Consider the following 26,166-nt stretch of genomic DNA (forward strand, 5'->3'; position numbering starts at 1 on the left):
GCAGATGGTGATAGAATCCCATGTTCTAAAATACTTGGAACAGGCAGCGGGTACAACCTCCAGGGAACGTGTTGTTCCTCGATTAAACTATATCACTCTAATTTACGATTGCATGCAGCGCTCACACCTATCACCATGACCACGGATTATAAAACGACACTGAACCTCCCTAAAACCGAGTTTGCGATGAAAGCTAATCTGGCTCAACGTGAACCCGAAATGCTTGAGAAGTGGAACGAAAATCAGCTGTATCAAAAAATTCGTGGAATCTGCGCAGAACGCCCTAAATTCATACTGCATGACGGACCTCCCTATGCCAACGGCGCAATTCATATTGGCCATGCGGTTAATAAAGTATTGAAAGACATTATCGTCAAGTCGAAAACCCTGGCCGGATTCGATGCGCCTTACGTGCCGGGTTGGGATTGTCACGGTTTGCCGATCGAGTTGATGGTCGAAAAAAAAGTAGGTAAAGCCGGCGTCAAGGTGGGCCCGGCGGAATTCCGCAAAGAATGCCGGGCCTATGCCAAGAAACAGGTTGAAATCCAAAAAGCCGAATTCATACGCCTTGGGGTGTTGGGCGACTGGGATAATCCTTATTTGACCATGGACTTCGCCTTCGAAGCCGATATTGTACGCGCATTGGGCAAAATCGCCGCCAACGGCCATCTCAGTAAAGGGGCTAAGCCCGTGCATTGGTGTACCGATTGCGGTTCGGCTTTGGCCGAGGCGGAAGTCGAGTATGAAGACAAGCACTCTCCCGCCATTGACGTTCGTTTTCAAGTCGTCGACGAACATGCGTTTCTAGCCAAGTGCCACCATGTTCCGGCGCATGAAGGTCAAGGGCCGTTGTCGGTCGTGATTTGGACCACGACGCCGTGGACTTTGCCGGCTAACCAGGCCGTCGCATTGAATCCCGACCTGGATTATGCCGTGGTGCAGTGCACGATCGCCGGCAAACCGGAACGCTTGGTACTGGCCGAGGCCTTGTTGAAGGATGCCGTTATGCGATACGGCGTGGAAGAACATCATGTGATCGCTTATTGCAAAGGCAGCGTATTGGAAGGCCGGATGTTGCAACACCCGTTTTACGATCGACAAGTACCTATTATTCTGGGCGATCATGTAACCATCGATGCCGGTACCGGTGCGGTGCATACCGCCCCCGGTCATGGTCAGGAAGATTATGTCGTGGGCATGAAATATAACCTGCCGGTTGACAATCCGGTCGGCGGCAACGGCGTGTTTTTGCCCGGCACCGAACTATTCGCCGGTTTACATGTGTTCAGCGCCAACGACAAGGTATTGGAGGAGCTCAACGAGCGAGGAAAGCTGTTGCATCATCATGCGTTGCTGCATAGCTATCCGCATTGTTGGCGGCACAAAACCCCGATCATTTTTCGCGCTACGCCGCAGTGGTTTATCGCGATGGAGAAAAATGGCTTGCGCGATAGAGCGTTGAGTGAAGTCATGCGGGTCGAGTGGATACCGGACTGGGGCCAAGCCCGCATCGAAGCGATGATCAATAACCGTCCCGATTGGTGTATTTCGCGGCAACGTACCTGGGGCGTTCCGATCGCGTTTTTCGTGCACAAAGAAACGGGCGAACTGCATCCAAACACGGCCGAATTAATCGAACAGGTTGCCGAACGCATCGAACAGCAAGGCATAGAGGCCTGGTTCGAACTGGATGCCGCCGAGCTGATAGGCGGCGACGCCGAGCATTACGAAAAAGTCGCCGATACTCTGGACGTCTGGTTCGATTCGGGCGTGACCCATGGCGCGGTATTGCAACGGCGCGACCAATTAAGCTTCCCGGCCGATTTGTATCTGGAAGGCTCGGATCAGCACCGCGGCTGGTTTCAATCGTCACTACTGGCGTCGGTGGCGATGAACGGCGTAGCGCCGTATAAAGAGGTTTTGACGCACGGTTTCACGGTCGACGCCGAGGGCAAGAAAATGTCCAAGTCCAAAGGCAACGTAGTATTGCCGCAAACCGTCATGAAGTCGCTGGGTGCCGATGTATTGCGTCTATGGGTGGCCGGCAGCGATTACCGCTACGAAATGTCGGTTTCCGACGAAATTTTGAAACGCACTTCCGATGCCTATCGCCGCTTGCGCAATACCGCCCGCTTTCTTTTGTCGAATTTAAACGGTTTCGATCCGGCGCAGCATATGGTGAGCAAGGATGATTTGTTGGCTTTGGATCGTTGGGTGGTCGACAAAGCCTGGCAACTGCAGGAAGAAATCAAAGCCGCCTACAGCGACTATCAGTTCCAGCTGATTTACCAAAAAGTGCTGAATTTCTGCAGCATCGATTTGGGCGGTTTTTATCTTGATATCGTCAAGGACCGGCAATACACCGCCAAGGAAGACTGCCTGGCTCGCCGCTCCGCCCAGACGGCGATGTTTCATGTTATCGAAGCCATGGTACGCTGGCTGGCGCCGATTACCAGTTACACCGCCGATGAAATCTGGCAGGCGCTTCCCGGCCGGCACGGCGAATCGGTGTTCCTGGAAACGTGGTATGAAGGTTTGTTCCCGATGGACGCCGCCGCCGAAATCAACCGTGGCACCTGGGAAAAAGTGATGGCTGTGCGGAACGTGGTCAGCAAGGAGCTCGAGCTTCTGCGCAAAGACGGTGCCATCGGCGCGTCTTTGAATGCCGAAGTCGAGTTGTATTGCGATAGCGTTTATGCTGCCGAGCTGAACAAACTAGCCGGCGAGTTGCATTTCGTGTTCATCACGTCAAATGCCGACGTGCTCGATATGAAAAACTGCCCCGGTGACGCGATAGCCACCGAATTGGACGGCGTTAAGTTGAAAGTTTCGGTGTCCCGACATCAAAAATGTGTGCGTTGCTGGCATCAACGCGCCGATATCGGCACGCATCCGGACCATCCGGAGTTATGCGGCCGTTGCGTAGAAAACGTCGTCGGCAATGGTGAGATACGCCGCTATGCTTAAATGGTTGTGGATTTCCTTGCTGGTGCTGATTTTGGATCAGGCCAGCAAATTAGCAATCGACGCGTCGATGCAGTTATACGAGTCCATTCCGGTGATGCCTTATTTCAATCTGACGTATGCGCACAATACCGGAGCGGCGTTTAGTTTTTTGGCACAGGCGGGCGGATGGCAACGTTGGTTGTTCGCCGGCTTGGCCATCGTGATGAGCGGCATCATCGCGGTTTGGTTGATGCGCCTCGAAAAGCATGAGACATTGATGGCAATTGCGCTGTCTATGATACTCGGCGGCGCCATCGGTAATCTAATCGACCGGGTGGCCTACGGTTATGTGATCGACTTCCTGGATGTTTATTACAAACACTGGCACTGGCCCGCTTTCAATATTGCCGATTCGGCGATTTGCATCGGCGTTGGCCTGATTCTGTTGGAAAGCTTCGGTGTTGGCCGTAAACCCTCCGGTGTTTTGAAATAAGGCTTGATTCGCATTACGCCGCTGTCGTGAAGGTAAAGCGAAAGTTTTTTTATACAAGTGCCAATTTAAATACTCCTTCTACATATTTCTTGTTCAAGTTAATAAAGAGTTGAACGCAGTTAACTTGACGCAGACTGCTTAATGATTCAAGTTTTCCCTGCCGATGCCGTAAACCTTGTTCGATCGAACGGCGAGCGTTACCAATTAGTGTTTTTATAAAAAAGTCCTAGAATTCGATTGAACATTCTTCACAAGGTATGAACTATGAAACCTGCTATTACACCGAACGACGCTGAAAAAAAGTTGGCGGAGGAAGACTTTATCGTTTCGAAAACGGATACATCGGGACGCATAACCTATGCTAATCGGATATTCATGGAAATAGCAGGTTATCCGGAATATGAGTTGCTTGGCGTGCAGCACAATATCATTAGGCATCCGGACATGCCGCGCGGCGTGTTCCGGTTCATGTGGAATACGTTAAAGGCCGGGGAGGAATTTTTCGGTTTTGCAAAAAACCTTTGCGCCGACGGCGGGTTTTACTGGGTGTTTGCCAATATCACGCCGGATTACGATAAAGAGGGGCAACTGCAAGGCTACTATTCGGTGCGCCGCAACCCGCCACGTTCTGCACTTGAGGTAATAATCCCGATTTACCGGGAAATGCTGGCGATAGAAAAGCGCAGTTCTGCTAAAGAAGCCCCCGAGCAGTCGATGGCGTATCTTTTCGATGTGGTCAGGCAGCACGGGTTCAAGAATTATAACAATCTAGTGTTGAAGCTGTATAAGCCTAACGGAGTGTGAACCATGAGTAGAGTAAGCGCGAATATACCGTTTGTGAGAACACAGGTAAATTATGCGGTCGGGGGAATTGTATTTTTCGCGCTGGCGCAATTGGCTTGCAGTCTAACGTTGGGAGGTTTTTCCTGGGCCGCGTTAGTTTTGGCCATACCGTTGCCGGTCATCGCGTTCGGTGTTTGGAAGATTACGCAGCGCAACTTGGATGTACTGGAGCGGATGGAACAGGTATTGATCTGCACGAACCGGGGCGAGCTTTATCATAGGATTACCGGGACTCGCGGCTTGGGTGAAGTAGGTAAGGTTGCCTGGGAATTGAACGAAACGCTGGATATTATGGAATCCTATTTCAAGGAGATGAACAGTTGTTTTGGCCAGGCAGCCAAAGGTAATCTTGACCGTTATGCTTTGGCGGATGGATTGCCCGGACTGTTGAAGCAGTCCGCCAAAAATATGAACGTAGCATTACAACATATGAACGAAAATGAAAAGCTGATGGTGAAAAGACGCCTGTCAGCCGGTCTGCATGGGCTCAATACCGCCAATTTATCCGGTAATCTGAAAACCAGCCAGAACGATCTGATCAATATAACGGAGCAATTGGAAAAAGTCGAAAGCATAGCTATGGACACAGGAAGTAACGCAGATGCCAGCCTGGGCACGGTCGAGCAAATCAGTGCTTCGTTAAACAACATTAACGACACCGTGCATTCAGTTTCGGAAGTCATCACAGCCTTGATCAATGACAGTAAAAAAATTACCGAATCGTTATCCATGATTACCGGTATTGCCGACCAAACCAACCTGTTGGCATTGAATGCATCCATTGAGGCCGCCCGGGCCGGTGAACACGGGCGAGGCTTTGCGGTTGTGGCGGATGAAGTCAAAAACCTGTCCGAGCACACCAAGGATGCAGCGTTGGAAGTTTCGAAGACCTTGAAAGCCTTTAATAAACGGGTCGAGCAAATGTATAGCGAAGCCGAAAGTTCGGCGACCTTATCGCAGGAAGTGATGCAGCAAGTGAATTCCTTCCGGTTTCAGTTTACGGGTTTGTCCGAGTCGGCTAAGGCCTCGGTCGGTTACATTACTTACGCAAAAGACAAGTCCTTCGGTTTGCTGACTAAGCTGGACCATATTATCTACAAGCAAAATGCCTATATCGCCATCGAAAATAATGAAGATTGCGATGAACGAAAAGCCATTATGGTCGACAATCATCATTGCCGCTTAGGTAAGTGGTATTACAATGGTGTCGGCTATGAGAAATTCCGCACGACCTCGGCATACAGCCAATTGGACTTTCCGCATCAAGAAGTTCATCGGACCACTCAGACGGCTTATGAAAGCTCTCGCAGCAATTGGGCTGACGATCCTCATAAATTGGATGAGATTATTAAACAAATGCAATTGTCCGAAGAAGCCAGCGCCTTGGTAATGAAATATATCGACGAAATGGTCGAAGAAAAACATCGCAGGATTTAATCGTGATCCCGATAGATTAAAGCGCGGCAGGCCAAACTCGACCAGGCATTTTTAAAATCCAATCGCAATAGATCGTAAACCGAAAGGCCGTCGCCGACCCAAGCCGCCTTTGGCATACCTTGTTCGATGAGATGGTTAGTGGCCAGTCCGGCAGGATGGCACGGATTTTGTACCCGCGCGGATTGGAATGGTGGGCAAATATACCAGTCCTACATCTGAAGCGCCCTATGTGCTGAACGAAAGTGGAGCGTATCGATCGAGGAATGGCTACACTTGACCCCGTTCTTCTTGCCCTTCTGATAGCAGTGGCTACAAGCTATATTTTGAACAATCGATTCACTTTTACTCGGTGCCGAACGGCTCGGCCTTGAGTTCGTATTCCAAGTTGAACATCAAATACATAATCAGTGGCTCTGATTTCGTGAGGCTTACAAGGCATGTTGCTCTAAACGGAACGACGATTTTAAAAAATCATCGTCTTTGCCAGCCGGAAGGTGTCTGCACGTAATGACCGCGGGGGGCTTGATTGATGACTTTTTGGGCGGTCATCTTGGCGACTTCATCGACAGGCACGCCGTTTTTGTTGGCGATGCGCTGGTATTCGGCTCTACGCTGGGCGTTGATGCTATTCACCATGGCTTTTACATCGCTAGGCGCTCCCGGATCAACCATGCCCAAATAGCCGTTCATTAGTTCGCCGACTTGTCCGGCTGCTTTCGCCTGAGCCAAGCTGGCCGCGCTAACCGGCAGAACCAAACAGCACAGAGCCAAGAACGAGATCGCCAACATAGAATTCAATGCTTTGTTTTTCATTGATCGCTCCTTTAAAACAGGTCTTTATTGCTGCTTATTAAATTATCCACGTCTTTTTCAACCTTTAAACGTATCTCGTGTTCGATTTTGACGTTCATGGTAATTTCGATGGGTTTTTCCGGCGCTTCCAGTTTGACGGATGGCGAGCAGCCGGCCAAATAGAAAGCGCCGAATAAGATACTCGCGATCTTTGTTGTACTCCAATTCATAGACTTCTCCAGCCGCTGCGCGGCATAACGTTGATCCTTAGAAACCGCCTAGTCTGCGAAAACATGGTTAGCCCCCGTATTGCCATTGCTTTGTCCGGGATAGGCTCAAAATGTCATTCCCCGGGCATTTTCGCCGTTTATATCCAAAATCCGGCACCCTGATCCATTTGCTGAGTTAACGATTACCGTTGGTCTTAAGGTGTTCCAGGATGGGTTGGTCGAAGTCCCCGGCCATTAAGCCTTTTTGCAATAACTCGGGCAAATGCCCGCTCAGGTTTAGATTAAACGCCACCGGATGTCCGGATAAGACCTCGGGGTTTTTACCTTCCAGTCGTAAACCCAAGCGATAGTCGCCGTTCGCTTGATAGTTCAACTTGCCTTGTAGTTTATGGTAAAGCAGATTTTGCAAAGCTTTAAAAGCAATATTGCTGGTGTCGGTCACGGCGCCTTGATAACGTAATACGCCAGGACGCGTTCCGTTGAGCTCACCGTTTATCACCTCGATACTTTGCTTTGATAGCCTTAACGGCAGCTTACCGCTGATGCTGCCAGTGCCGGATAGTTCCGGATAATTTAAACTTTGCAGCAATTGCCCCAAATCCAATTTGCGTATGTTCAAGGTCAGACTCAGCGGTGTGTTTTCGAGATCGATCCGGGTCGGCGATATCTCCAGCAAGCCGCCGAATATAGGCAATTCGGCTTTTTTCACCGAAAACCATCGTCCATCGATCGCAGCTTTCAACTGCAAGTGGTTGAGTCTAGTGTCTTTGCCCAATTGCAGATCAGGTATGTCTACTTCCAGCAAGGCCGTAAGGGGAAGCAGCGTTTTGACATCCAGACGGGAAAATCCGCCTTCAAGCCTGGCCGGACCAAGATTGCCGGCAACGTTATAGGCTCTGAGATACATTTCACCCCGGACTTCGGTTTGAGGCAGCCATTGGCCGCGAAACGTTCCCGTTACATTTCCGCCGGTAGTCTGCCAAGCCGTGCTCTCCGCCGGCAACCAGGGTTTGGCGATATCCAGCAAGTCGGCAAGAACCATGTCCAAGTGGCCGTCGGCGGTCGCTCTAAGGTTTTGCGTGTTTAGGGTAATTTCCGCGCTGGACAGATAGCTATCGTTGCGGGTCAAAAGCATCCGGCCCTTCAGGTTTTTCAGCGCGTCATTCGAGCGGAATTGAAGATTCAACTTGATTCCCGAAAGGGCCGGAATATTTTGTGCCGAAATCGAAGCAGCCAAGTCACTCCGGATTTTCGATGGGATCAAGCTTGAGCCGGTCAGCCAATTGAGCAGCGAGACCGCATCGGCATTCAAATCGGCTCGATAATGCTTTTTCTCGGTTTGCTTTAAATCGAGTTGCGCGACGGGCTGTAGCCCGCCTTGTTCAATCGACAGTGCCGCGCTGTTTCGATCAATCTTGACGGTTAGCTTCATGTTTTGATCGGTCAGCAGGGCTTGGAGTTTGTCCTGATCCTGCGAGAAGCCGGCCCGGCCGCTAAAATTCGAGTGCCCCCAGAGGCTGTCCAGGTCGAGGCGGAGCGTTTCTATCGTCAATTCCCGAATCGGCAAACTCGGCAGCGGGATTAACGCCCCTATTTCAGTTGGATCGATATTTTGTTTTTCTGAAGATGGGTTTTCAGCCCGGTAGACCCAGCTAATCTTGGCATCCGCCACATAAAGGCTATCGACCCGGGCCGTCTTCAGGTCATAATTGGCCGTGACGTCGCTTAATTGAACAGCTATTAAACCGGCGGCGGTTTGTAAATTGAATTCGGCATGGGCAATTTCGGCGCTGCTAAGTCCAAAACTGAGGCCGGCGCTTTTGGGGAGCTGCAAGGGAGTTTGTTCCAATAGACGTTGCAAGCCCCATTGCACGATTAGATCGTGAAAATAATATATGCCTGCACTTGCGGCCGCTATCAACGACACTAAAACCACCGAAAAACGGCGTTTGGATCGCCGTTTGCCCGGCCGTGGTTGTGTGTCGGAGGCGGCTTGTTCCGCCATCGCAGATGGGGTTCCTTAAGCCCGTGGCGCCGAGCCGGATTATATTTTCACTACCTGACCGTTGGCGGCCGATTCCAACGCAGCCACGATGATCTTGCAATTTTCTCTGGCATCGTCCAAGGACAATGCCGGTTCCTTGCCGTTAAGCACGCAGTTGCTGAAATGCTCGATTTCGAGATTGAAGTGGTTGGATGCCGGCATGCGCTCTTCACCTTGGCGGCCGTCTTCGGTCCACCAGGAAATGACCGGTACATCGCCCGGTAATTGCCAAACCACATGGCATTTCAGACCGCCTTGGGTGCCGACGATCTCGTATTCGCAACGTCGCGCCCGCTCGAAGCTGAAATCGAATTGGGCGAAGCGGCCGTCGCCGTAATCCAGTATGCCGCTGGTGGAGATATCGGCGCCGCTTTCCGCGTATTTGGCCATGGCCGTAACCGCAACGGGCGGCTGGTCGAAAAACATCCTGAGCGAGTGAATCGCGTAGCAGCCGATATCCCACATGGCCCCGCCGCCTCTTTCGACGTGTTCAGCCAAGCGGTACATTCTGGCCGGACGCATCATGAAGGAGTAACAGCTGCGCACGGAACGGATCTCGCCGATCAAACCGGAACGCAAAATTTCCATGACCCTGGCATGTTGCGGGTGAAAACGATACATAAAGCCTTCCATCACGGTGACTTTGTAGCGGCGCGCTGCGGTTTCAATCGCATCGATGTCGGCGACGGTCAGCGCCATGGGTTTTTCGACCAACACATGTTTGCGGTGAGCGATCGCGCGCAGAGCCCATTCGGCGTGTTCATGATTGGCCATCGGCAGATAGACCGCCTGCACATCCGGATTGGTCAGCACGGCATCCGGATCGTCATAGGCATGAATGTCAGGATAGCAAGGGGCATATTTTTTCAAGGTTTCGGCTGCGGCGCCGGGGCGGCGGCTGCCGATTGCGATCAGTTCGGAATTGCCGGCCTGAATGATGGCCGGCAGTAATCTTTCGTTGACACGTGCAGCGCCTATAATCCCCCAACGCAATTTGCTTTGTTTAGTCATAGTCTGGCCTCTTGTGGTGATGTCGTTTATGGGGCAAAGTGTGCCGGGTCATTGGGTAATCCGTCAAACCGAAATTTAATAATCCTAATTTAACGTTCAGATCAGGGTTTGAAACTATCGGTTATAGTTATGCATTGTTGGGACAGGCAGAGAATACCCTAAATGATTGCGGGTCCACGATGTTCGATAACCCACCATTTACTAATTGACTTGAGATTAAGCATGAAAAAATTAAAAAAAATAGCTCTTGTTTGTTCATTGGGACTGATGTTGACGATTACCGGCGCCCGAGCCGATACCGCGTCGCAAAAATTCGGACGCGGCTTGGCTGGCATGACTTGCGGGTTTTTGGAATTGCCGGGGAATATTGTTAAGGAAACAGACGCTAATGGGCCGGTTGGTATTCCGGTCGGCTTAGCTATGGGGGTCGGTATGATAGTCACCCGCGAATTGGTCGGCGTTTACGAGTTTTTAACAGCACCATTCCCCGTGCCGGCGGGCTTTAGACCAATCTTGAGACCGGAATACCCTTGGGGCTATTTCAAGTAAAACATCAAAATAAGCGCCAGTCGCCGGTAGACAGGCGGTTCTTGACGATATCTATGGTGTTGGAAATAGCCGATCTCAATTCGTTTTGAATCGCCTTCATTTTTTCGCTGCGAGACAGACCGATTATCAACATGTTTGTTTCGCGGCACATCGTTTTAAGTCCTTGAAAACCTAGCCGCGCGATTGACTTGGTCACACAAGCCAGGTTTCTCGCGCCTTTCTGTATCTGGTATTCCCATTCGCTTGGTAGCCACATTTGGTAAAGACTAAGGCCTATCTGAAAATTTAACGACAAGCCCATCAATCCTCCGCTGACGACCAACAAATAGGCGAACGCCGGCGTTTCCCGGGTTAGATACCAGGCAAACACATCGGTTAGCATACTCATAAAAGGGATACCTATCGTTAGGCGTTTCAGCCAGACAGGAATATCGCACAATATGAATAGCTTGCCGACGAAGAATAAAATAAAGGCAATGCCGAATAAATGGATATGTGAAACGCGTACCAGCGAAGGAATCGATGCGCCGCGGTCGGCCTCGGTCAGCTTAACCACTTCGTCGTAACCGGTTAAGGCCGGCACGTTCATGCCGCTGGCCGGCGAATGGCAGCCTAAACAATCGCGCTGCAATATCGGCGCGACTTGGGTTTCGTACAAGGGCTTCGACGCACCGGAATCTATCCAATCCAGGATTACGGCTTTGTCGCCGGCGGATTTCAGCTTAGCGGCCATCGGGCCGTTGATGGCTGCCGCCAGGCGGGTTTGCTCGGGGCTGCCGTGATAGGCAATGGCGATGTCGGTGATGGATAGGCCTGGGAGGCCGTCGCGCCCTTGATGGGTAAAAAACACTTGTCCGAGCGAGAACAGGTAACCGATTGCAATACTTAACAAGAACAATGTGTTGAGTATGCGTTCCGAAACGGAAATATCAGTGAAACGTTGACAGTTAGCCATGGAACACCTCATGCCGACTAGAGCGTAAGCTAATTACAGCAAGATATATGCCTTCTATGAATCATTTAAAATCAATGGCCTATTGCTTTCGTGCGGATTTTGATTAGCCGTGCTGGTGCATTTATGCACCTATGTGAAGCGCAATTGACGACAGCCGTTTAACGGCAACGTTAACGCAGAAACGGTAGCAATACTCCGAACAGCAGAATCAATAACGACCCCAAAAGCGCGTTCTGGTGGGGTATTTGATTAAACAACACGATGCCCCAGGCCAGACTCAGCACGGGTGCCAAATAGCCTACGGCGCTGACTAAAGCGGCCGGGGCGGCTTGATAGGCCCGCGTCATCAAATGTTGCGCGCCGCTGCCTAATATGCCGATCAATAGCAACAAGCCGTAAATCTCCGGCATAAGAGGCCATCGGCCGCCATAGGCGGCGAAGTACAATAGGTGGACGATCAAGGCGACCAGGCAGAAATAAAAAACCACCGATTGCGGCGAATTGCTGCGGCCGGCGCGCGCAACCATTAAGTATGCCAGCGCGGCCAGAAATCCGGACATCAATGCCATCGATCTGCCTAATAGGTCGGCACCGTGTCCATTCGGTTTGAACATTAAGGTGATGCCTGCAAACGAAGCTAAAATCGCCAGCCAAACCAGCCAGGAATTCTTCTGTTTTAAGATCAACGGGCCTAACAACGCGACAAACACGCCGCTACTCGCGGACAGAAACGTACTTTCACCCGGGCCAATCCGCGTAATCGCGGTAAACGACAGCATCAGCGCGAGCGTGCCAAACAGGCCCCGCAACCACAATGACGGGCGGCGGTCACCGAACAATACCTTCAGTTGGTTACGGGCCAAAGCCGGTACCGCCAGAATCAGTAAATTGCCTAAGACTCTGACAAAGCTAATCACTGTCGCCGGCATGTCGGCGTCGAACAATTTGATTGCATACACGGCGGCGTTCATCAGCGAAAATAGCAAACAAGCCAATACCATATCGGCCAAACCGCGGCGAGTTTTTGATAAGGGGGATGCGCTGAATTTCTTATAGCGGAGATTCGCCAACTTCATGGAAAAATGAGAACGGATAAAATTGGAAATAGTGGCCGGCATCACTGGATTAGCCGGTTTGCCTAGTTTACCCGCATTCTCGCGGCGGCTTCGGTATTTATCCGGCCAAACTGCAGGCGTTTAACATAAAATTGAAATCATGCTTATCCGGGATATTTTGCTTCAGGCGACCAAAGCCATAAAAATGCAGCCGCTTCGGGCTGCTCTGATCGTGCTGGCGATGAGCATAGGCGTGGCTTCGGTCAATGTTTTGATCGCGCTGGGCGAAAGCGCCCGCCGCTATGTCGTTAACGAATTCGAATCGCTGGGCACGCATTTAGTGATTGTGTTGCCCGGACGCTCGGAGACAACGGGCGGGCATCCGCCGATTTTTGGCGAAACGCCGCGCGATTTGACCTTGAGCGATGCCGCTGCCTTGTATAGAAGCCGCCACATAGCCGCTATCGCGCCGGTCAGTGTCGGTTCGGCTCCGATATCGGTAGCCGGTTTGGAACGCGAAACCAATATTCTAGGCTCGACCCACGCGTTACTGCGCGTGCGTCATTTGACCATAGCGCAAGGGCGGTTTTTGCCCGATACCGATGCCGAAAAGGAAATGCCGGTTTGCGTGATAGGCCGTACCATACGAGAGGAATTATTCCCGCGCCGGCAGGCGATCGGTCAATGGCTCCGGATTAACGATCGGCGCTTCCGGGTGATCGGCGTGCTGGCTAGCGAAGGTCAATCGATAGGCGTCGGCTTCGATGAAATCGTCATCGTTCCGGTGGCTTCCGCGCTCGCTTTATTCGATAATCATTCGCTGTTTCGCATCCTAATCGAAACCCATTCCGAAGAAGCGATGCACAAAGCCGTGGATGAAGTTCGCAACATCATCAAGCTAAGACATGAAGGCGAAGACGACATTACCATCGTTACGCAGGACAGCGTGGTGAGTACCTTCGATAAAATTCTAAAAGCGCTAACCTTGACGGTAACGGGCATCGGCGCGATCAGCCTCGCTGTGGCAGGCGTATTGGTGATGAATGTGATGCTGGTCAGCGTGAGCCAACGGACTGCCGAAATTGGTCTACTGAAGGCATTGGGCGCTACCCGGGGCCAGTTGCAGATTCTGTTTTTGTCCGAAGCCGCTTTGCTATCGTTGGCCGGAGCATTGCTCGGAAGTCTGATCGGCCGTCTGGGGGTTGGGGTATTGCAATGGGTTTATCCGGATTTTCCCATGAGCCTGCCGCAGTGGGCTTTTTTTTCGGCGCTTGCGGTGGCCTTGTTTACCGGCTTGTTTTTCGGGGTATTGCCGGCACGAAAAGCGGCGCGTTTGGACCCAATAGCGGCCTTGGCCAGACGGTGACGGGATGTGAATGCCATAGACCTGACGAAATTGGCGCTGAGTAGCGTGAGAGGGCATAGGCAACGTTCTTTGCTGACGGTATTAGGTTTGGTTATTGGAATAGCCGCTGTGGTGCTGTTGACATCAATCGGCCGCGGAATCCATAGCTTTGTACTCGACGAATTTACCCAATTCGGTACGCATCTGATTGCCGTTTATCCGGGCAAGACCACTACTTTTGGTTTGTCCGGAGCCACTTTTAGTACGGTGCGGCCGTTATCCGTGGCCGATGCCGAAAGTTTGTCCAGGCTTGAGCACGTCATTGCCGTGGTCCCGGTGATTCAGGGCAATGCCCGCGTCGAAGCGGGCAAACGGCAACGTCGAACCAACGTGCTTGGAGTGGGCCCGGGGGTACCGATGGTTTGGCAAATCAAAGTCGGTCTCGGCCGGTTTTTGCCTGATGACGACATGAGCAATCCGCGCGCTTTTGCGGTGCTGGGAAGCAAAATGCGCGACGAATTGTTTGGTAGTGCCAGTCCACTGGGTCAACGGATACGTATCGGCAACGACCGCTATCGAGTGCTGGGAGTCATGGAGTCCAAAGGCCAGATATTGGACTTCGATCTCGACGATACGGTCTATATTCCTATCGGCAAAGCGATGGAAATGTTCGACCGTCAGAGCATGATGGAAGTCGATGTGTTATACAGCAGCGAAGCGAAAGCCGAAAATGTCGTCGACGCCATTAAACGCAGGCTGATTGCCCGGCATGGCGGTGAGGACTTCACCATCATCACCCAGGATCAGATGCTGGAAAAAATGGATTCGGTACTCGGCATATTGACAATGGCCGTGGCCGCACTGGGCGGCATATCGTTGTTAGTCGGATCGGTTGGGATTTTGACTATCATGACCATCGCCGTATCCGAGCGCGTGAGCGAAATCGGTTTGTTGCGTGCGATAGGCGCCGAGCGTCATCTGATTTTCCGACTATTCTTGGCAGAAGCGATACTGTTAAGCCTAGCCGGCGGCGCGGTCGGAATAATATTAGGCGTGGTTCTGGCCCAGCTTGTTTCGGTCTTGGTGCCGGCTTTGCCGGTACAATTGGCGTGGAGCTATATCGTTGCGGCGTTTTTTGTTTCTCTGCTGATCGGAATCGCCTCCGGAGTAACTCCAGCGATTAGAGCGGCCCGCCTAAATCCGCTGGATGCGCTGCGCGCGGAATAGATGAAGGAAGGCGGCCGTTTCTAAACCATCCTTAAAAATTGATATGACTGAATCTGAGCCGATGAAGGGAGGGTATATGTTTGACATCGTCAATTATTACGAACGATTGGTCATCGACCGGATCTGGCAAATGCAGCAAACTGAGGCGGAATCGTTTTCTCAGTGTTTTCTGGAGGATGTGGCCTGTTTAGCTTTAAATAGTTTGCCGACCTGCTACGTGTGTAGTCCGGTCGATAAAAGTGCCAACTTGAGCGAAACGGATCATGAAAAGATGAGGGTTGCGGTAGAAAAGGCCATAGCGCAAGCCATGGTTCAAGTCCGCCTCCGTCCTCATGAGAAAAGAGGCGGTTAACATAAGAAGGTGTTTAACGCTGTGAAATAGGCATGACGTCGCGCGTCGTGACGCCACGATATAGTTGTCTTGGTCGGCCGATTTTTTGTTCGGGATCGGAGATCATCTCGTCCCATTGCGCTATCCAACCCACCGATCTTGCCAATGCGAAAATAGCGGTGAACATTTCGGTCGGAATGCCTAAGGCTCTGAGAACGATGCCGGAGTAGAAATCCACATTCGGATAAAGCTTGCGTTCGACGAAATACTCGTCTTCCAGCGCAATATGCTCCAGTTCCATCGCTAATTTGAACAGAGGATCGCCATTCAGATTGAGCTCGTCGAGTACTTCGTGGCAAGTCTGACGCATCAGTTTCGCCCTCGGGTCGTAATTTTTATAGACTCGGTGGCCGAAACCCATCAAGCGGAACGGATCGCTCTTGTCTTTGGCTTTTTTGACGTATTCCGGAATATGCGACGAATCGCCGATTTCCTCCAGCATGTTCAATACGGCCTCGTTGGCGCCGCCATGCGCCGCACCCCATAAGCAGGCGATACCGGCAGCCACACAGGCGTAGGGGTTGGCGCCGCTGGAGCCTGCCAGGCGCACGGTCGAAGTGGACGCATTTTGCTCGTGGTCGGCATGTAAAATCAGGATGCGATCCAAAGCCCTCATCAAGACGGGGTTGGCGATATATTCATCGCACGGATCGCTCATCATCATGCGCATAAAATTCTCGGCATAACCGAGCCGGCGTTTTGGGAAAATAAACGGCATGCCGGTGCTGTATCGATAGCTCATGGCGACGATGTTGGGCATTTTCGCGATCAACCGGATTGCCGATATATAGCGGTCTTCGGGTGAATTGATATCGGTCACATCGTGGTAGAACGCCGATAGCGCCCCGACCACACCAACCAGGATCGCCATCGGATGGGCATCGCGCCGGAATCCGCTGTAGAATCGGGTTAGTTGTTCATGCACCATCACATGCTGGCTGACGGTGGTGACAAATTCCTTCATTTGCGCGCCTTTTGGCAATTCACCATTCAGCAGCAAATAACAGACCTCGAGGAAGTCGCATTTTTCCGCCAGCTGTTCAATCGGATAGCCGCGGTACAAAAGAATGCCGGCATCGCCATCAATGAATGTAATTTTAGAAGAGCAACTCGCGGTTGAAGTAAACCCGGGATCGTAAGTGAAATGCCCTGTATTAGCGTAAAGGGTGCGAATATCGATTACCGAAGGCCCCATCGTGCCTTCCATTACCGGTAATTGGTGTGCTTGTTCCTGATCGTCCTTTGACAAGGAAACATATTTTTCAACCATATCAGTTCTCCTACGTCGGTTTCAGCTGCGTGACTGCAGGCTAGGATCTATTCTATTCGATGTAGAAGAGCGTAACCAGTTTGTAATTGTCAATAATGGGTGACTAAAGTATTTCGTCATCGAAATATGATGGCCTTAATTTTCACTAAGACGTTGAGAATTAAATGGCGCAGCGAACGCTTTGTCGAATATTCGAACCAAAGTCAGCAACTGAAACGCTAAAATACGCTTTTTTTAATTACGAGTTTTTACTTTGACGCCCACAGTTGTTACTCCGGACGCGATTCAACTCGCCGCCGATTTATTGCGCCAAGGAAAGTTGGTGGCCATACCCACGGAGACCGTTTACGGTTTGGGGGCCGATGCATCCAATCCCGAAGCGGTAGCCAAGATTTTCAAGGCCAAAGGCCGGCCGGCCGATCATCCCTTAATCGTGCATTTGGCCTATGCATCGCAAATCAAGGATTGGGCCGAGGAAGTTCCGGAATACGCATTGCGCTTGGCCGGCGAATTTTGGCCGGGCCCGTTGACTATGGTTTTGCACAAAAAAGCGATCGTGCCGATGGCTGTCACCGGTGGTCAAAATACGGTGGCGCTGCGCGTACCGGATAATTCGGTGGCCTTATGGCTGTTAAGGGTTTTTGGCGGAGGCATTGCGGCGCCGTCGGCTAATCGATTCGGGCGTATTAGCCCGACGACGGCGCAACACGTGGCGGAGGAGCTCGGCGATGCGGTCGATTTTATTCTCGACGGCGGCCCGTGTACGGTAGGCGTGGAATCGACCATCATCGATTTGACCGATGCGAGACCGACTATTTTGCGTCCGGGAAGGATTACCCGCGAGCAACTGGAATCCGTGTTGCAAACCGAGGTGGCGTTGAAATCGCAAAACAAAATCCGCGCTCCGGGCATGTTGGCCTCGCATTATGCCCCGAACACGCCGGCGTTTTTGTGTTCGACCGAGGCGCTGTTTGCGTTGCTGGACCGGCAGCAACATCAGGGAAAGCAGGTCGGCGTGTTGTCTTACAGCGCGTGCTTGTCCGAATTGCGTTGCCGGCATTTAACGCACTTGCCCGCTAATGTCGAAGACTACGAAGCGGCCTTATATGCGGCGTTGCGCGAACTGGACAAGCTGCACTTGGACAGCATATTGGTAGAGCAACCGCCGGAACGGGAAGAATGGGCGGCGGTAAACGACAGACTCAGTAAAGCGACTATATGACCGACGAAGAATGGATGCGGCACGCTTTCAGGTTGGCGCAGCGTGCCGAGGAGCAAGGAGAAGTGCCTGTCGGCGCTTTGCTGGTCAAAGACGATCGGTGCATTGCCGAAGCCTGGAATCAGCCGATACAAAACAACGACCCAACGGCCCACGCCGAAATCGTTGCATTAAGAAAAGCCGGCCGGGCCTTGCAAAATTATCGCTTAAACGAGACCACTTTATATGTCACGCTGGAGCCTTGCGTAATGTGCATGGGCGCGATCGCGCATGCGCGGGTCAAACGCCTGGTTTTCGGCGCGTACGATCCCAAGCGGGGTGCCGTTTGCCATGCTCTTCAGCTCAGCGACGCGCCGTTTTTGAATCACCGCATTGAATGGACGGGCGGCGTATTGGAACAAATTTGCTCCGAGATACTGACGGATTTCTTTAAAGCGCGCAGGTAAGGGCCATGACGAATTTTTTAGCGTGCTAAAATTCTTTGCCTAAAAAAATCTATCGGAATTTAGATTGTTTAACGCGCCGGAACACGCGATAAACGTATCTTCGCTGACTATTCGGAACGAGGATGGTCAATCCGAATCAAGTTCCGGGATAGCGGCGGTTTCAGTTTTCCGTGACTGAAACCGCTCTGAAATACGCACGCGCTTTGCTCAAACCGATGGCCGCGATCACAGCGCCTTGACCGCATTCAACAACGCGTAGGCCACCTGAAATCCCTTCACATCGCTGTGATCCCGGATGAACTCGTCGGCCTTCAGATTATAGATACCGCCCGGTTGAAAATCATAAGGTTTGCCGACTCCATGCATGTCTTCAGCTTTGTCTGCCGCTTCCTTGGTGTGCTGGGCGCCGTTGCGCCCCATTCCGCCATAGGGATCGTTTTTGTCGCCCAATGCCGAGGCCTGGTCGCGCGCGATACGGGATGCCAATGGATAGGCGATACCCACGGCCTTGTCGTTATGGGTATGGGTGATGACGATAGGGCCCGAGGCGCGTTTATCGGCGATTACCGCACGGAAAGCACCGTCATGGCCTTTGTTATCGAAGTTTTCCGCCAAGCCGTTGTGGGAATAGGCGGCTTGCAACAAGGTTATGGAAACGTTCGGCGTGGATGCGGGAAGCGCATGGGCGGCTGCGGTCACTAGGCGGCCGCCGAAGCTGTGTCCCGCTAAATGCAGTTTTAGGTTGGCCTTGCGCTGCCGCAGCTGGATCAATACCGGGCCAAGTCCTTTGCTACCGACCGTCCCGGACCGTTCCTTCATCGTGTAATAGGTAAATAAGTTGGCTAATCGGCGTGCTGCGGCCTTAGCGCCGGAAATAAGATCGCCGAGACCGGCGGCTCCGCCCGTATCCCCGACCGCATTGGCGCCGCCCGGCCGCGTGCCCAGCGGTGCTTGTACCGGTTCCTGCAACGCGTCGAACAGCGCGTCCGGGGCCAGACTGAACAGTTCGTCGGAACCGTCATCGGCATCCATGGCGGGTTGGTCGAACAGTTTGCGCAACTCTTGTACATAGCTTACCCGGGCGTTCAAATCCTCATCCAATGACGGAATTTGCGCCAGCGCCCGATCGATAATCGCGGCGCGTTCCGGGTCGATGCCGCCATCGCCGCTTTGTTCGGGAAGACGTTCCGGATCGCGCTTCAATTCTTCCAATAGGCGTACCAAGGCCGCATCGCTTTCCTGTGTGGCGGATGCGGCGCCGCCGCCCGGAATCAATTCTGCGTCGGCGAAACGCTTGCTTGGCCAGAATATCCGTAATACCGCAAACTGCCGGCCTTGCAACGCCGGCACATGCGGTAGAACCTTGATCAGGCTCTCGCTGAGTTCGTCGTACAGAGCACGCGCATTCCGCATGTCGTTGTTCCAACCGTGAGACATTACTATTAGATCGGAAAATTGATCGGTTTGATTCAGGATGGCGTCCAATTGGCTTTGGTCGAAAATCCGGCCGTTTTTGGTGAACTCGAGATCAAAAAAAGGAAAAGACATGATGTACCTCCCGTGATTGGGTTTATTGGAATTAGACCGACTGAATCGCACGCATCAAGTCCAGCAGTCCATGGCCTTCGAAATAACGGTCCCGTCCCAGCGGTGTCGCGCTTTCCAAGAAAATGCGTTTGACTTCCAACGGCTTGCCGATGAATTCCCGGCGTATCGATAAAAACGCCGCAATGGCGCCGGAAACATGAGGGGCGGCCATGCTCGTGCCGCTGTCGTCCATATAACAGGCATTTTCGTCGCGTAATGTAACATCATTGGAATTCCTGGCGTTGCTTAATTTTTTGCCCGCGCCGCAGGAGGTAATGCGCTCGCCCGGCGCCAGTAGATCCGGCTTCAGCCTGCCGTCGCCGGTGGGTCCTTTCGACGAAAAATAAGAAACACCGTAGGTATGCGGCGAATCACGATGGGTGGAACCGACGGTGATTGCCAAAGCCGCGTTTCCGGGATCGTTGATGGTATTGGGAATCCCCACTTTAGTGGGACCGACCTGTGCGCCTACCGTGCCGTAGCCGGTGTTGCCGGCCGCCGTTACCACCACCACGCCTTCCTGCACCAAACGATCCACCGCCGTACATAGCGGGCTCTGGCCGCAGGCGAACATCTCGGCGTCGAACTCGTAGCCCACGCTGAGGTTTACGCCGTGCACCCGCATGAGCTTGGGGTTGTCGTTGAGTTTTTCGCGTATATATTCCAAAGCCTGAATCACCTGGCTGGCGCGCCCTTTGCCTTCGTCGTCCAGAATTCGCAGACTAATCAGCCGGCAGCGCGGCGCGACTCCGCGGAACCGGCTCTTGCCGGAAATTGAACGCTCGCTGAAGCACTGCGACATTTTCTTTCCATCCTGGTCCATTTTGTACTGATGCTCTAGAACGGTCACTTTACTTTGATCTTGCGGCGATTCGCCGGCGATGATGCCGGCCACATGGGTACCATGGCCGAAGTCGTCGCGTAGCGCCCATGTTCTGTGGTCGTCAAGCATTTTTTGAGACGCATCCGCCGGGATGGTCGGGTCCCAGTCCGGGCTTGGTAGCTGCTGCTTAGCCATCGGAACGCCGTCGACTATGGGTTCTATCTCGGCGAAGCAGCGATGCAAGTCGCGGACGGAGTCGGCCAATAGCAGATGATCCTCATTCTTTTCGCCGGCGAAATGCAAATGATTTCGATCGATGCCGGAATCGATAACGGCCCAAGTGATCCCTTCTCCGGCAGCGTCGAACGAACGGAGTGCCGCATCGGCCTTGACTGTGGCCATGGAGCGATCGGTTCTGGCGCTGATCGGAAAATCCGGCCACAGTCGGTAAATCGCCTGTTTGTTGGCCGGCTTGACTTCATCCAATGCGACCAGCTTACGCCACTCGGCATCTTTGAGTTTGCAGCGGTAATAGGATTTCGCAATTTGTAAGGGCCCCGGCCTGGATTGCGGCGAAGTTGCGCCCGGCTTGCCTCGCTTGGCTTTTGGGGGCTCGGCAATGACGTCGTTATAAAGTTGGACAAATGCATGAGCCGCACCGGTCAAGCCGCCCATATGCTGCACATTCAGCTCGACGATATAATCGCCCAACTCATCGGGTTGCTCTAACGGAGGCAAACCCCATTTTTTACGTTTATCCGCGTCATCCAGTTCGCGCGGAGCAGTGAGGCGCGCGAAACGGTTACCGATGCCTTCGTCGGAATTAGAGGATGGCCGGGCGCTCGATTCCTGCTGCGGAGACGATTTGTCCTTAGCACTGCGGGCGCTCCCCTTCGACGGCCGCTTTGATTTTTTATCTGCCATAAGGTTCTCCGTAGCAAGTAAACGTTTGAGCCGGGTTTGATAATCAGCAAACTTCTTGTCTCGTTAGTGTTTGTTTTGCTCGCCTGATCATTATGAGGTAGCCCGGTTTTTGTCGACTATCCATTCGCTCCATGATCCGGCATAAAGCTTAGAGCCGTTCAGACCGGCTACCGCCATGGCCAGCAGATTATGGCAAGCCGTGACGCCGGAGCCGCACATATGCACGATTTGTTGCGGATTTCGCGAGCCGGTCAAGTCCTGGAATTGGATTTTTAGTTGGGCGGGCGCAAGAAACAGTCCGTTTTGATCCAGGTTTTTCTGAAACGGCCGGTTGACGGATTTGGGTATGTGTCCGGCTACCGGGTCTATCGGCTCTTGTCGTCCGGCATAGCGTTCCGGTGTGCGGGCGTCGATCAAAGTGATCGTGCAGGCCGCCAGGCCGTTTTCGACGTCGATAGCGCTTAGCCACCGGCCGCGATCCAAATAGCAGCGGAACTGCGCCGGCTCGATTTTAGGCAGCGTGGTGACCAGCGGAAGATTTTGCTTTTGCCAGTAACCGATTCCGCCGTCCAATACGGCGACTTTTTCATGCCCCATGGTCTTCAACAACCACCACATGCGCCCGGCAAAGGCGCCGCCGGCATCATCGTACACCACCACCTGACTACGGTTGCCGACGCCCCAGTCTCCCAGCTTTTTCGCCAAGACTTTAAAATCCGGCAGCGGGTGGCGGCCGGTATCGCTTCTGACCGGCGACGACAGGTCTTTATTCAAGTCGGCATATCGGGCGCCGGGAATATGGCCCTGTCGGTAGGCTTTGGCGCCTGCGCTGTCGTCAGCCAGCGAGAAGCGGCAGTCGAAAATTGCCCAGTCGGGCTTATTCAGATGCTTGGCCAGTTCTGCCGCGGATATCAAGGTGGTATGGCTCATTTAAATCTCCAGGATGATTTTGCCGAAATGTTGATTGCTCGCCATGCGGGCGTGGGCTTGTTCCGCATCGGTTAAGGGGAATACCGAGTCGATCACCGGTTTGACGGCGCCGGTTTCCAGCAAGGGCCAGACTTTTTGGCGTAATTGGCCGGCAATCCGGCCTTTGAAAGTGTCGTCGCGGGCCCGGAGAGTAGAGCCGGTAATCGTCAAGCGCTTGGCCATGACGGCCCATAGATTGATTTCGCTTTTGGCGCCGTTTTGAATCGCAATTTGCACTAAACGGCCTTCGGTCGCCAGGCTTTTCAGATTACGCGGAAAATAATCCCCGCCTATCATGTCCAGAACCACATCGACGCCTTTGCCGCCGGTCAGCTCTTTGATCTTTTCGACGAAATCCTGCTGCCGGTAACTGATCGCGGCATCGGCGCCCAGTTCCAGACAGCGTCGGCATTTGTCGTCGCTGCCGGCAGTGACGTAAACCTTGTTGCCCAAGGCTTTGGCCAATTGTATGGCCGTGGTGCCGATGCCGCTGCCGCCGCCGTGCACCAACAAGCTTTCGCCTTCCGACAGCCGCCCGCGTTCGAACGCGTTGCTCCAGACCGTGAAATACGTTTCCGGCAAAGCCGCGGCCTGCACGAAATCGAGCCCGTCCGGGATAGGCAGGCAGCATGCGGACGAGGCCAGGCAATATTCCGCATAGCCGCCGCCGGTGACCAGCGCGCAGACGCGATCGCCGGCTTTAAAATGACCGGCTTGATCGCCTGTCTCCGCGACCGTGCCGGCTACTTCCAGGCCCATGATCGGCGGGGCGCCTGGCGGTGCCGGATAAAGGCCCTGGCGCTGCAGCAAGTCCGGGCGATTGACGCCGGCCGCGGCGACTCTGATCAGCACCTGATGCCCGCTCGGTTGGGGGATGGGCAGCTCGGCCACTTGCAGTTCGTTGCGGGCGGTGTCCGGGACAATTTCGATTGCGCGCATGATTAAGGGTTTTTAGGAGTGGCGATAGGCTTTATTATAGGCGGCTTTATGCCCGAGTCGATGCTTACGGTTAGGGTGATTCGAATTTCCAGCGAGATAAAGAGAAATGATACGTGCGGGCATTGTGGGCGGCACCGGTTATACCGGCGTCGAGTTATTGCGGATATTGGTGTTACACCCGGAAGTGGCGGTTGCGGCGGTGACCTCGCGTGCCGATGCCGGACAACGTGTCGATAAAACCTATCCCAATCTTAGAGGCTTGTGCGACCTGGTTTTTACCCAGCCCGAAATCGAACATTTAGCCGATTGCGACGTGGTGTTTTTCGCCACGCCGAACGGTACCGCGATGAACATGGCGGCCGAGTTGCTGGCGCGCGGCATCAAAGTCATCGATTTGGCGGCGGATTTTCGGATCAAGGACGTAGCGGAATGGGAAAAATGGTACGGCATGAACCACGCCAGCCCGGAACTGGTCGCAGAGGCCGTTTACGGCTTGCCGGAAGTCAATCGCGAGGCGATCAAACAGGCGCGCCTGATCGCTTGTCCCGGCTGTTATCCGACCGCCGTGCAACTGGGCTTCTTGCCATTGTTGGAATCCGGCGTCATTGAAGCCGGGCATTTGATCGCCGATGCCAAGTCCGGTGTCAGCGGCGCTGGGCGCAAGGCGGAAATCTCGTCCCTGATGAGCGAAGCCGGCGAAAGTTTCAAGGCCTACGGCGTGCCGGGCCATCGGCATTTGCCTGAAATCAAACAAGGCTTGCAAGCGGCAAGCGGACAAAGTGTCGGTTTGACTTTCGTGCCGCATTTGACGCCGATGATACGCGGCATACACGCAACCCTGTATGCGCGCCTGACCGGCAGCATCGATTTGCAAAGCCTGTTCGAACAGCGCTACCAGGACGAATACTTCGTCGACGTATTGCCGGCCGGCAGCCACGCCGACACCCGCAACGTGCGCGGCAGCAACCGCTGCCAAATCGCCGTGCACCAACCGCAAGGCGGCGACACGGTGGTGATTCTGTCGGTGATCGACAATCTGGTCAAAGGCGCGTCAGGTCAAGCCGTGCAAAACATGAATCTGATGTTTGGTTTGCCTGAGAATCAGGGTTTGGAGGCTGTGGCGCTGTATCCGTAATGGGGGGCGCGAACAGCTTGAAGTCGTAGGGCGTTTTCGCGGTAGCAAAACGCCAACAGTGTTTAAAGGCTATGGCGGATTGCCTGTCGGCGAATCCGCCTTACGCATTAGACTTCACGCAGAAAAAATATACTATAAATGTCAAATGTAAGGCCTGACCCTAATGCTCTTTCGTTCGGCCCGCATCCAGGCCGGAATGCTGTCAAAATGGCCCAATTCCGCCTGTGATGACCGGCATCCCGCCCATTGCGGTCTGTTTCCCGACAATCTACCCTTGAAACAGACCGCAGTAGCCCAAATCTACAAAAAGCTATTTTCTTAAATTAAATCCGTCCCCCGAAAACCGGGCTTGTCCAACAATCGGTTCAGATGGTGGCTTCGCGCGTTGCGCTCGCACAATCTAACCTTATTCGTTGGGCGTCTTGGAAACACCAGTGCCACGGCTCATATTGGTAGCCCCAGAGATTGCCAATGGGATAAGAGAGATAGTAGCCGAATTCGGCAGCGTGTTCAGTGAGCCAAGCATAGGCAGGGGTTTGATCGAACTCGACTTCAAGTACGCGACTACCGGATGTTGAAAGATCGACGGCCCGTCCGGTGTGATGTTCGCTGTAGCCCGGAGGCGCGCAGACAGTGAGAATGCTTTCAACCGTAGCCCCACCTTCAAGCTTTCGCCGAACTATCTCGGCTTGCCGGTCGATGCTGCGAAAAGCGGAAAAGATGAATAAATCGATGCCGTCAGCGAGCGCCGCGGCTTTGAGGCAGCGCCATGCTTCAGCGGCCGACGGAACAAGCAAGTGATCTCGACCTTCGGCTCCAACTTCTGCGATTTCAAGTTCCGTAGCTTCCCCACACTCGCGCAAGCCACGAGCTGTTATCAATTCGCTTGAAATTCCAAGTGCGGCGAGGTGCACGTTCATGCGGATAAAGACGCCCAACGCCAAGCTAAGGGGCGCGTAGCAAAGCGGAGCGTCCCTTTGAGCGACGTGTTATACGTGAAGTTATTGCCCATTCGCAATTGCCTGCTTAATTATTGGAGCAACAGAGTCAGGAGTAATGCCGCGGTCTTTACAGTATTTAGATTGCAACCATTCCGAGAGCTGCTTTTGCCCTTTGCTGGCATTACACCCACAACAACAGAGAACAATATTTTCTCTGTTAATTATGGTTGCATCATTGATTATATGCTCCCAGCTAGCTGCGGACTTCCTCGACACCTTTTCCGGCGTGAAATGAATACCGCAATAAACACAAGCCCTATCTCGCTCACGAACTTCCTTTTCTAGCCAGCTTGGAATACTCCAATTATTTGCCAAATCTAGCCCTCACACTTTGTACGTATAACTACAATTAGCCGTCCTAAATGACGCAAAACATTGCGTCATCAGTTGTCTAAAAAAATTAAAAAAGTTAAAAGTCTATGCATTTCATGTGCATGTAAAAATTTAGTCCATCCTAATTCTACTTTGTCAGATTCATTCCAGAGCCACCCTAGACCGCCTGGAGTGAGATTCCTTGGTCTTGCGCCTCACATAA

Annotated in this window: 23 protein-coding genes; 11 read left to right on the forward strand and 12 right to left on the reverse strand. The window is 52.9% G+C overall.

Going from position 1 to position 26,166, the window contains the following annotated elements:
- The first annotated feature begins 135 nt into the window (after nt 1-135).
- From ileS to ACW73I_RS18045, 4 genes are all read left to right on the forward strand, one after another.
- Nucleotides 136-2,967: an isoleucine--tRNA ligase gene (gene ileS / locus ACW73I_RS18030; protein ID WP_458030824.1), complete on the forward strand. Its 2,832-nt coding sequence runs from the start codon at nt 136-138 to the stop codon at nt 2,965-2,967.
- Entirely contained in the window at nt 2,960-3,439 is a 480-nt protein-coding gene (gene lspA / locus ACW73I_RS18035) for a signal peptidase II (protein WP_458030825.1), read from the forward strand. The genes ileS and lspA overlap by 8 nt, the downstream gene beginning before the upstream one ends.
- Before the next feature lie 264 nt (nt 3,440-3,703).
- A complete protein-coding gene (locus tag ACW73I_RS18040) occupies nt 3,704-4,243 on the forward strand; it encodes a PAS domain-containing protein (protein WP_458030826.1) in 540 nt (179 codons plus the stop codon).
- Between the two features lie 3 nt (nt 4,244-4,246).
- Nucleotides 4,247-5,719 (forward strand): methyl-accepting chemotaxis protein, encoded by a 1,473-nt coding sequence (locus tag ACW73I_RS18045; protein WP_458030827.1) that lies wholly within the window; start codon nt 4,247-4,249, stop codon nt 5,717-5,719.
- Between the two features lie 471 nt (nt 5,720-6,190).
- Here ACW73I_RS18045 and ACW73I_RS18050 read toward each other — a convergent pair whose 3' ends face one another.
- From ACW73I_RS18050 to ACW73I_RS18065, 4 genes are all read right to left on the reverse strand, one after another.
- Nucleotides 6,191-6,532, reverse strand: coding sequence for a YdbL family protein (locus ACW73I_RS18050; protein ID WP_458030828.1), 342 nt, complete (start codon nt 6,530-6,532; stop codon nt 6,191-6,193).
- Nucleotides 6,533-6,543: 11 nt separating this feature from the next.
- Nucleotides 6,544-6,741, reverse strand: a complete 198-nt coding sequence (locus ACW73I_RS18055; protein WP_458030829.1) for a YnbE family lipoprotein — start codon at nt 6,739-6,741, stop codon at nt 6,544-6,546.
- A 175-nt stretch (nt 6,742-6,916) separates the two neighbouring features.
- Nucleotides 6,917-8,746 (reverse strand): intermembrane phospholipid transport protein YdbH family protein, encoded by a 1,830-nt coding sequence (locus ACW73I_RS18060; protein ID WP_458030830.1) that lies wholly within the window; start codon nt 8,744-8,746, stop codon nt 6,917-6,919.
- A 39-nt stretch (nt 8,747-8,785) separates the two neighbouring features.
- Nucleotides 8,786-9,796 (reverse strand): Gfo/Idh/MocA family protein, encoded by a 1,011-nt coding sequence (locus ACW73I_RS18065; RefSeq protein WP_458030831.1) that lies wholly within the window; start codon nt 9,794-9,796, stop codon nt 8,786-8,788.
- Between the two features lie 222 nt (nt 9,797-10,018).
- On the opposite strand from ACW73I_RS18065, the gene ACW73I_RS18070 reads away from it, so the two are divergent.
- A complete protein-coding gene (locus tag ACW73I_RS18070) occupies nt 10,019-10,345 on the forward strand; it encodes an exosortase system-associated protein, TIGR04073 family (RefSeq protein ID WP_458030832.1) in 327 nt (108 codons plus the stop codon).
- Nucleotides 10,346-10,349: 4 nt separating this feature from the next.
- Here ACW73I_RS18070 and ACW73I_RS18075 read toward each other — a convergent pair whose 3' ends face one another.
- Together ACW73I_RS18075 and ACW73I_RS18080 are read right to left on the reverse strand one after the other, a co-directional pair.
- Nucleotides 10,350-11,300 carry a hypothetical protein gene (locus ACW73I_RS18075; protein WP_458030833.1) on the reverse strand — a complete coding sequence of 317 codons (951 nt, stop codon included), beginning with the start codon at nt 11,298-11,300 and terminating at the stop codon, nt 10,350-10,352.
- A 170-nt stretch (nt 11,301-11,470) separates the two neighbouring features.
- The gene (locus ACW73I_RS18080; protein WP_458030834.1) at nt 11,471-12,418 is read right to left on the reverse strand and encodes a DMT family transporter; all 948 of its coding nucleotides are present in this window, start codon (nt 12,416-12,418) and stop codon (nt 11,471-11,473) included.
- A 97-nt stretch (nt 12,419-12,515) separates the two neighbouring features.
- Here ACW73I_RS18080 and ACW73I_RS18085 point away from each other — a divergent pair, with 97 nt between their 5' ends.
- The 3 genes from ACW73I_RS18085 (at nt 12,516) to ACW73I_RS18095 (ending at nt 15,279) form a co-directional block, all read left to right on the forward strand.
- Nucleotides 12,516-13,721, forward strand: a complete 1,206-nt coding sequence (locus ACW73I_RS18085; protein ID WP_458030835.1) for an ABC transporter permease — start codon at nt 12,516-12,518, stop codon at nt 13,719-13,721.
- Between the two features lie 6 nt (nt 13,722-13,727).
- Nucleotides 13,728-14,927 carry an ABC transporter permease gene (locus ACW73I_RS18090; RefSeq protein WP_458030836.1) on the forward strand — a complete coding sequence of 400 codons (1,200 nt, stop codon included), beginning with the start codon at nt 13,728-13,730 and terminating at the stop codon, nt 14,925-14,927.
- Nucleotides 14,928-15,003: 76 nt separating this feature from the next.
- Nucleotides 15,004-15,279 carry a late competence development ComFB family protein gene (locus ACW73I_RS18095; protein ID WP_458030837.1) on the forward strand — a complete coding sequence of 92 codons (276 nt, stop codon included), beginning with the start codon at nt 15,004-15,006 and terminating at the stop codon, nt 15,277-15,279.
- Between the two features lie 13 nt (nt 15,280-15,292).
- Here the strand turns inward: ACW73I_RS18095 and gltA are convergent, their stop codons facing one another.
- Nucleotides 15,293-16,588, reverse strand: coding sequence for a citrate synthase (gene gltA, locus ACW73I_RS18100; RefSeq protein WP_458030838.1), 1,296 nt, complete (start codon nt 16,586-16,588; stop codon nt 15,293-15,295).
- Between the two features lie 253 nt (nt 16,589-16,841).
- Here gltA and ACW73I_RS18105 point away from each other — a divergent pair, with 253 nt between their 5' ends.
- Nucleotides 16,842-17,810, forward strand: coding sequence for an L-threonylcarbamoyladenylate synthase (locus ACW73I_RS18105; RefSeq protein ID WP_458030839.1), 969 nt, complete (start codon nt 16,842-16,844; stop codon nt 17,808-17,810).
- Nucleotides 17,807-18,253, forward strand: coding sequence for a tRNA adenosine(34) deaminase TadA (tadA, locus tag ACW73I_RS18110; protein WP_458030840.1), 447 nt, complete (start codon nt 17,807-17,809; stop codon nt 18,251-18,253). The genes ACW73I_RS18105 and tadA overlap by 4 nt, the downstream gene beginning before the upstream one ends.
- 225 nt (nt 18,254-18,478) lie before the next feature.
- Here the strand turns inward: tadA and ACW73I_RS18115 are convergent, their stop codons facing one another.
- The 4 genes from ACW73I_RS18115 to ACW73I_RS18130 form a co-directional block, all read right to left on the reverse strand.
- Nucleotides 18,479-19,801, reverse strand: a complete 1,323-nt coding sequence (locus tag ACW73I_RS18115) for a hypothetical protein (protein ID WP_458030841.1) — start codon at nt 19,799-19,801, stop codon at nt 18,479-18,481.
- A gap of 31 nt (nt 19,802-19,832) precedes the next feature.
- Complete coding sequence (locus tag ACW73I_RS18120; protein ID WP_458030842.1) at nt 19,833-21,587, reverse strand: S8 family peptidase; 1,755 nt, start codon at nt 21,585-21,587, stop codon at nt 19,833-19,835.
- Nucleotides 21,588-21,677: 90 nt separating this feature from the next.
- Entirely contained in the window at nt 21,678-22,517 is an 840-nt protein-coding gene (locus ACW73I_RS18125; protein ID WP_458030843.1) for a sulfurtransferase, read from the reverse strand.
- Nucleotides 22,518-23,495, reverse strand: a complete 978-nt coding sequence (locus tag ACW73I_RS18130) for an NAD(P)H-quinone oxidoreductase (RefSeq protein ID WP_458030844.1) — start codon at nt 23,493-23,495, stop codon at nt 22,518-22,520.
- A 106-nt stretch (nt 23,496-23,601) separates the two neighbouring features.
- Here ACW73I_RS18130 and argC point away from each other — a divergent pair, with 106 nt between their 5' ends.
- On the forward strand, nt 23,602-24,630 hold the full coding sequence (argC, locus tag ACW73I_RS18135) for an N-acetyl-gamma-glutamyl-phosphate reductase (protein WP_458030845.1): 1,029 nt from the start codon (nt 23,602-23,604) through the stop codon (nt 24,628-24,630).
- A 365-nt stretch (nt 24,631-24,995) separates the two neighbouring features.
- Here the strand turns inward: argC and ACW73I_RS18140 are convergent, their stop codons facing one another.
- Nucleotides 24,996-25,550 carry a M15 family metallopeptidase gene (locus ACW73I_RS18140; protein ID WP_458030846.1) on the reverse strand — a complete coding sequence of 185 codons (555 nt, stop codon included), beginning with the start codon at nt 25,548-25,550 and terminating at the stop codon, nt 24,996-24,998.
- Nucleotides 25,551-26,166: the final 616 nt, after the last annotated feature.

This window comes from Methylomonas sp. MgM2 (assembly GCF_054172045.1).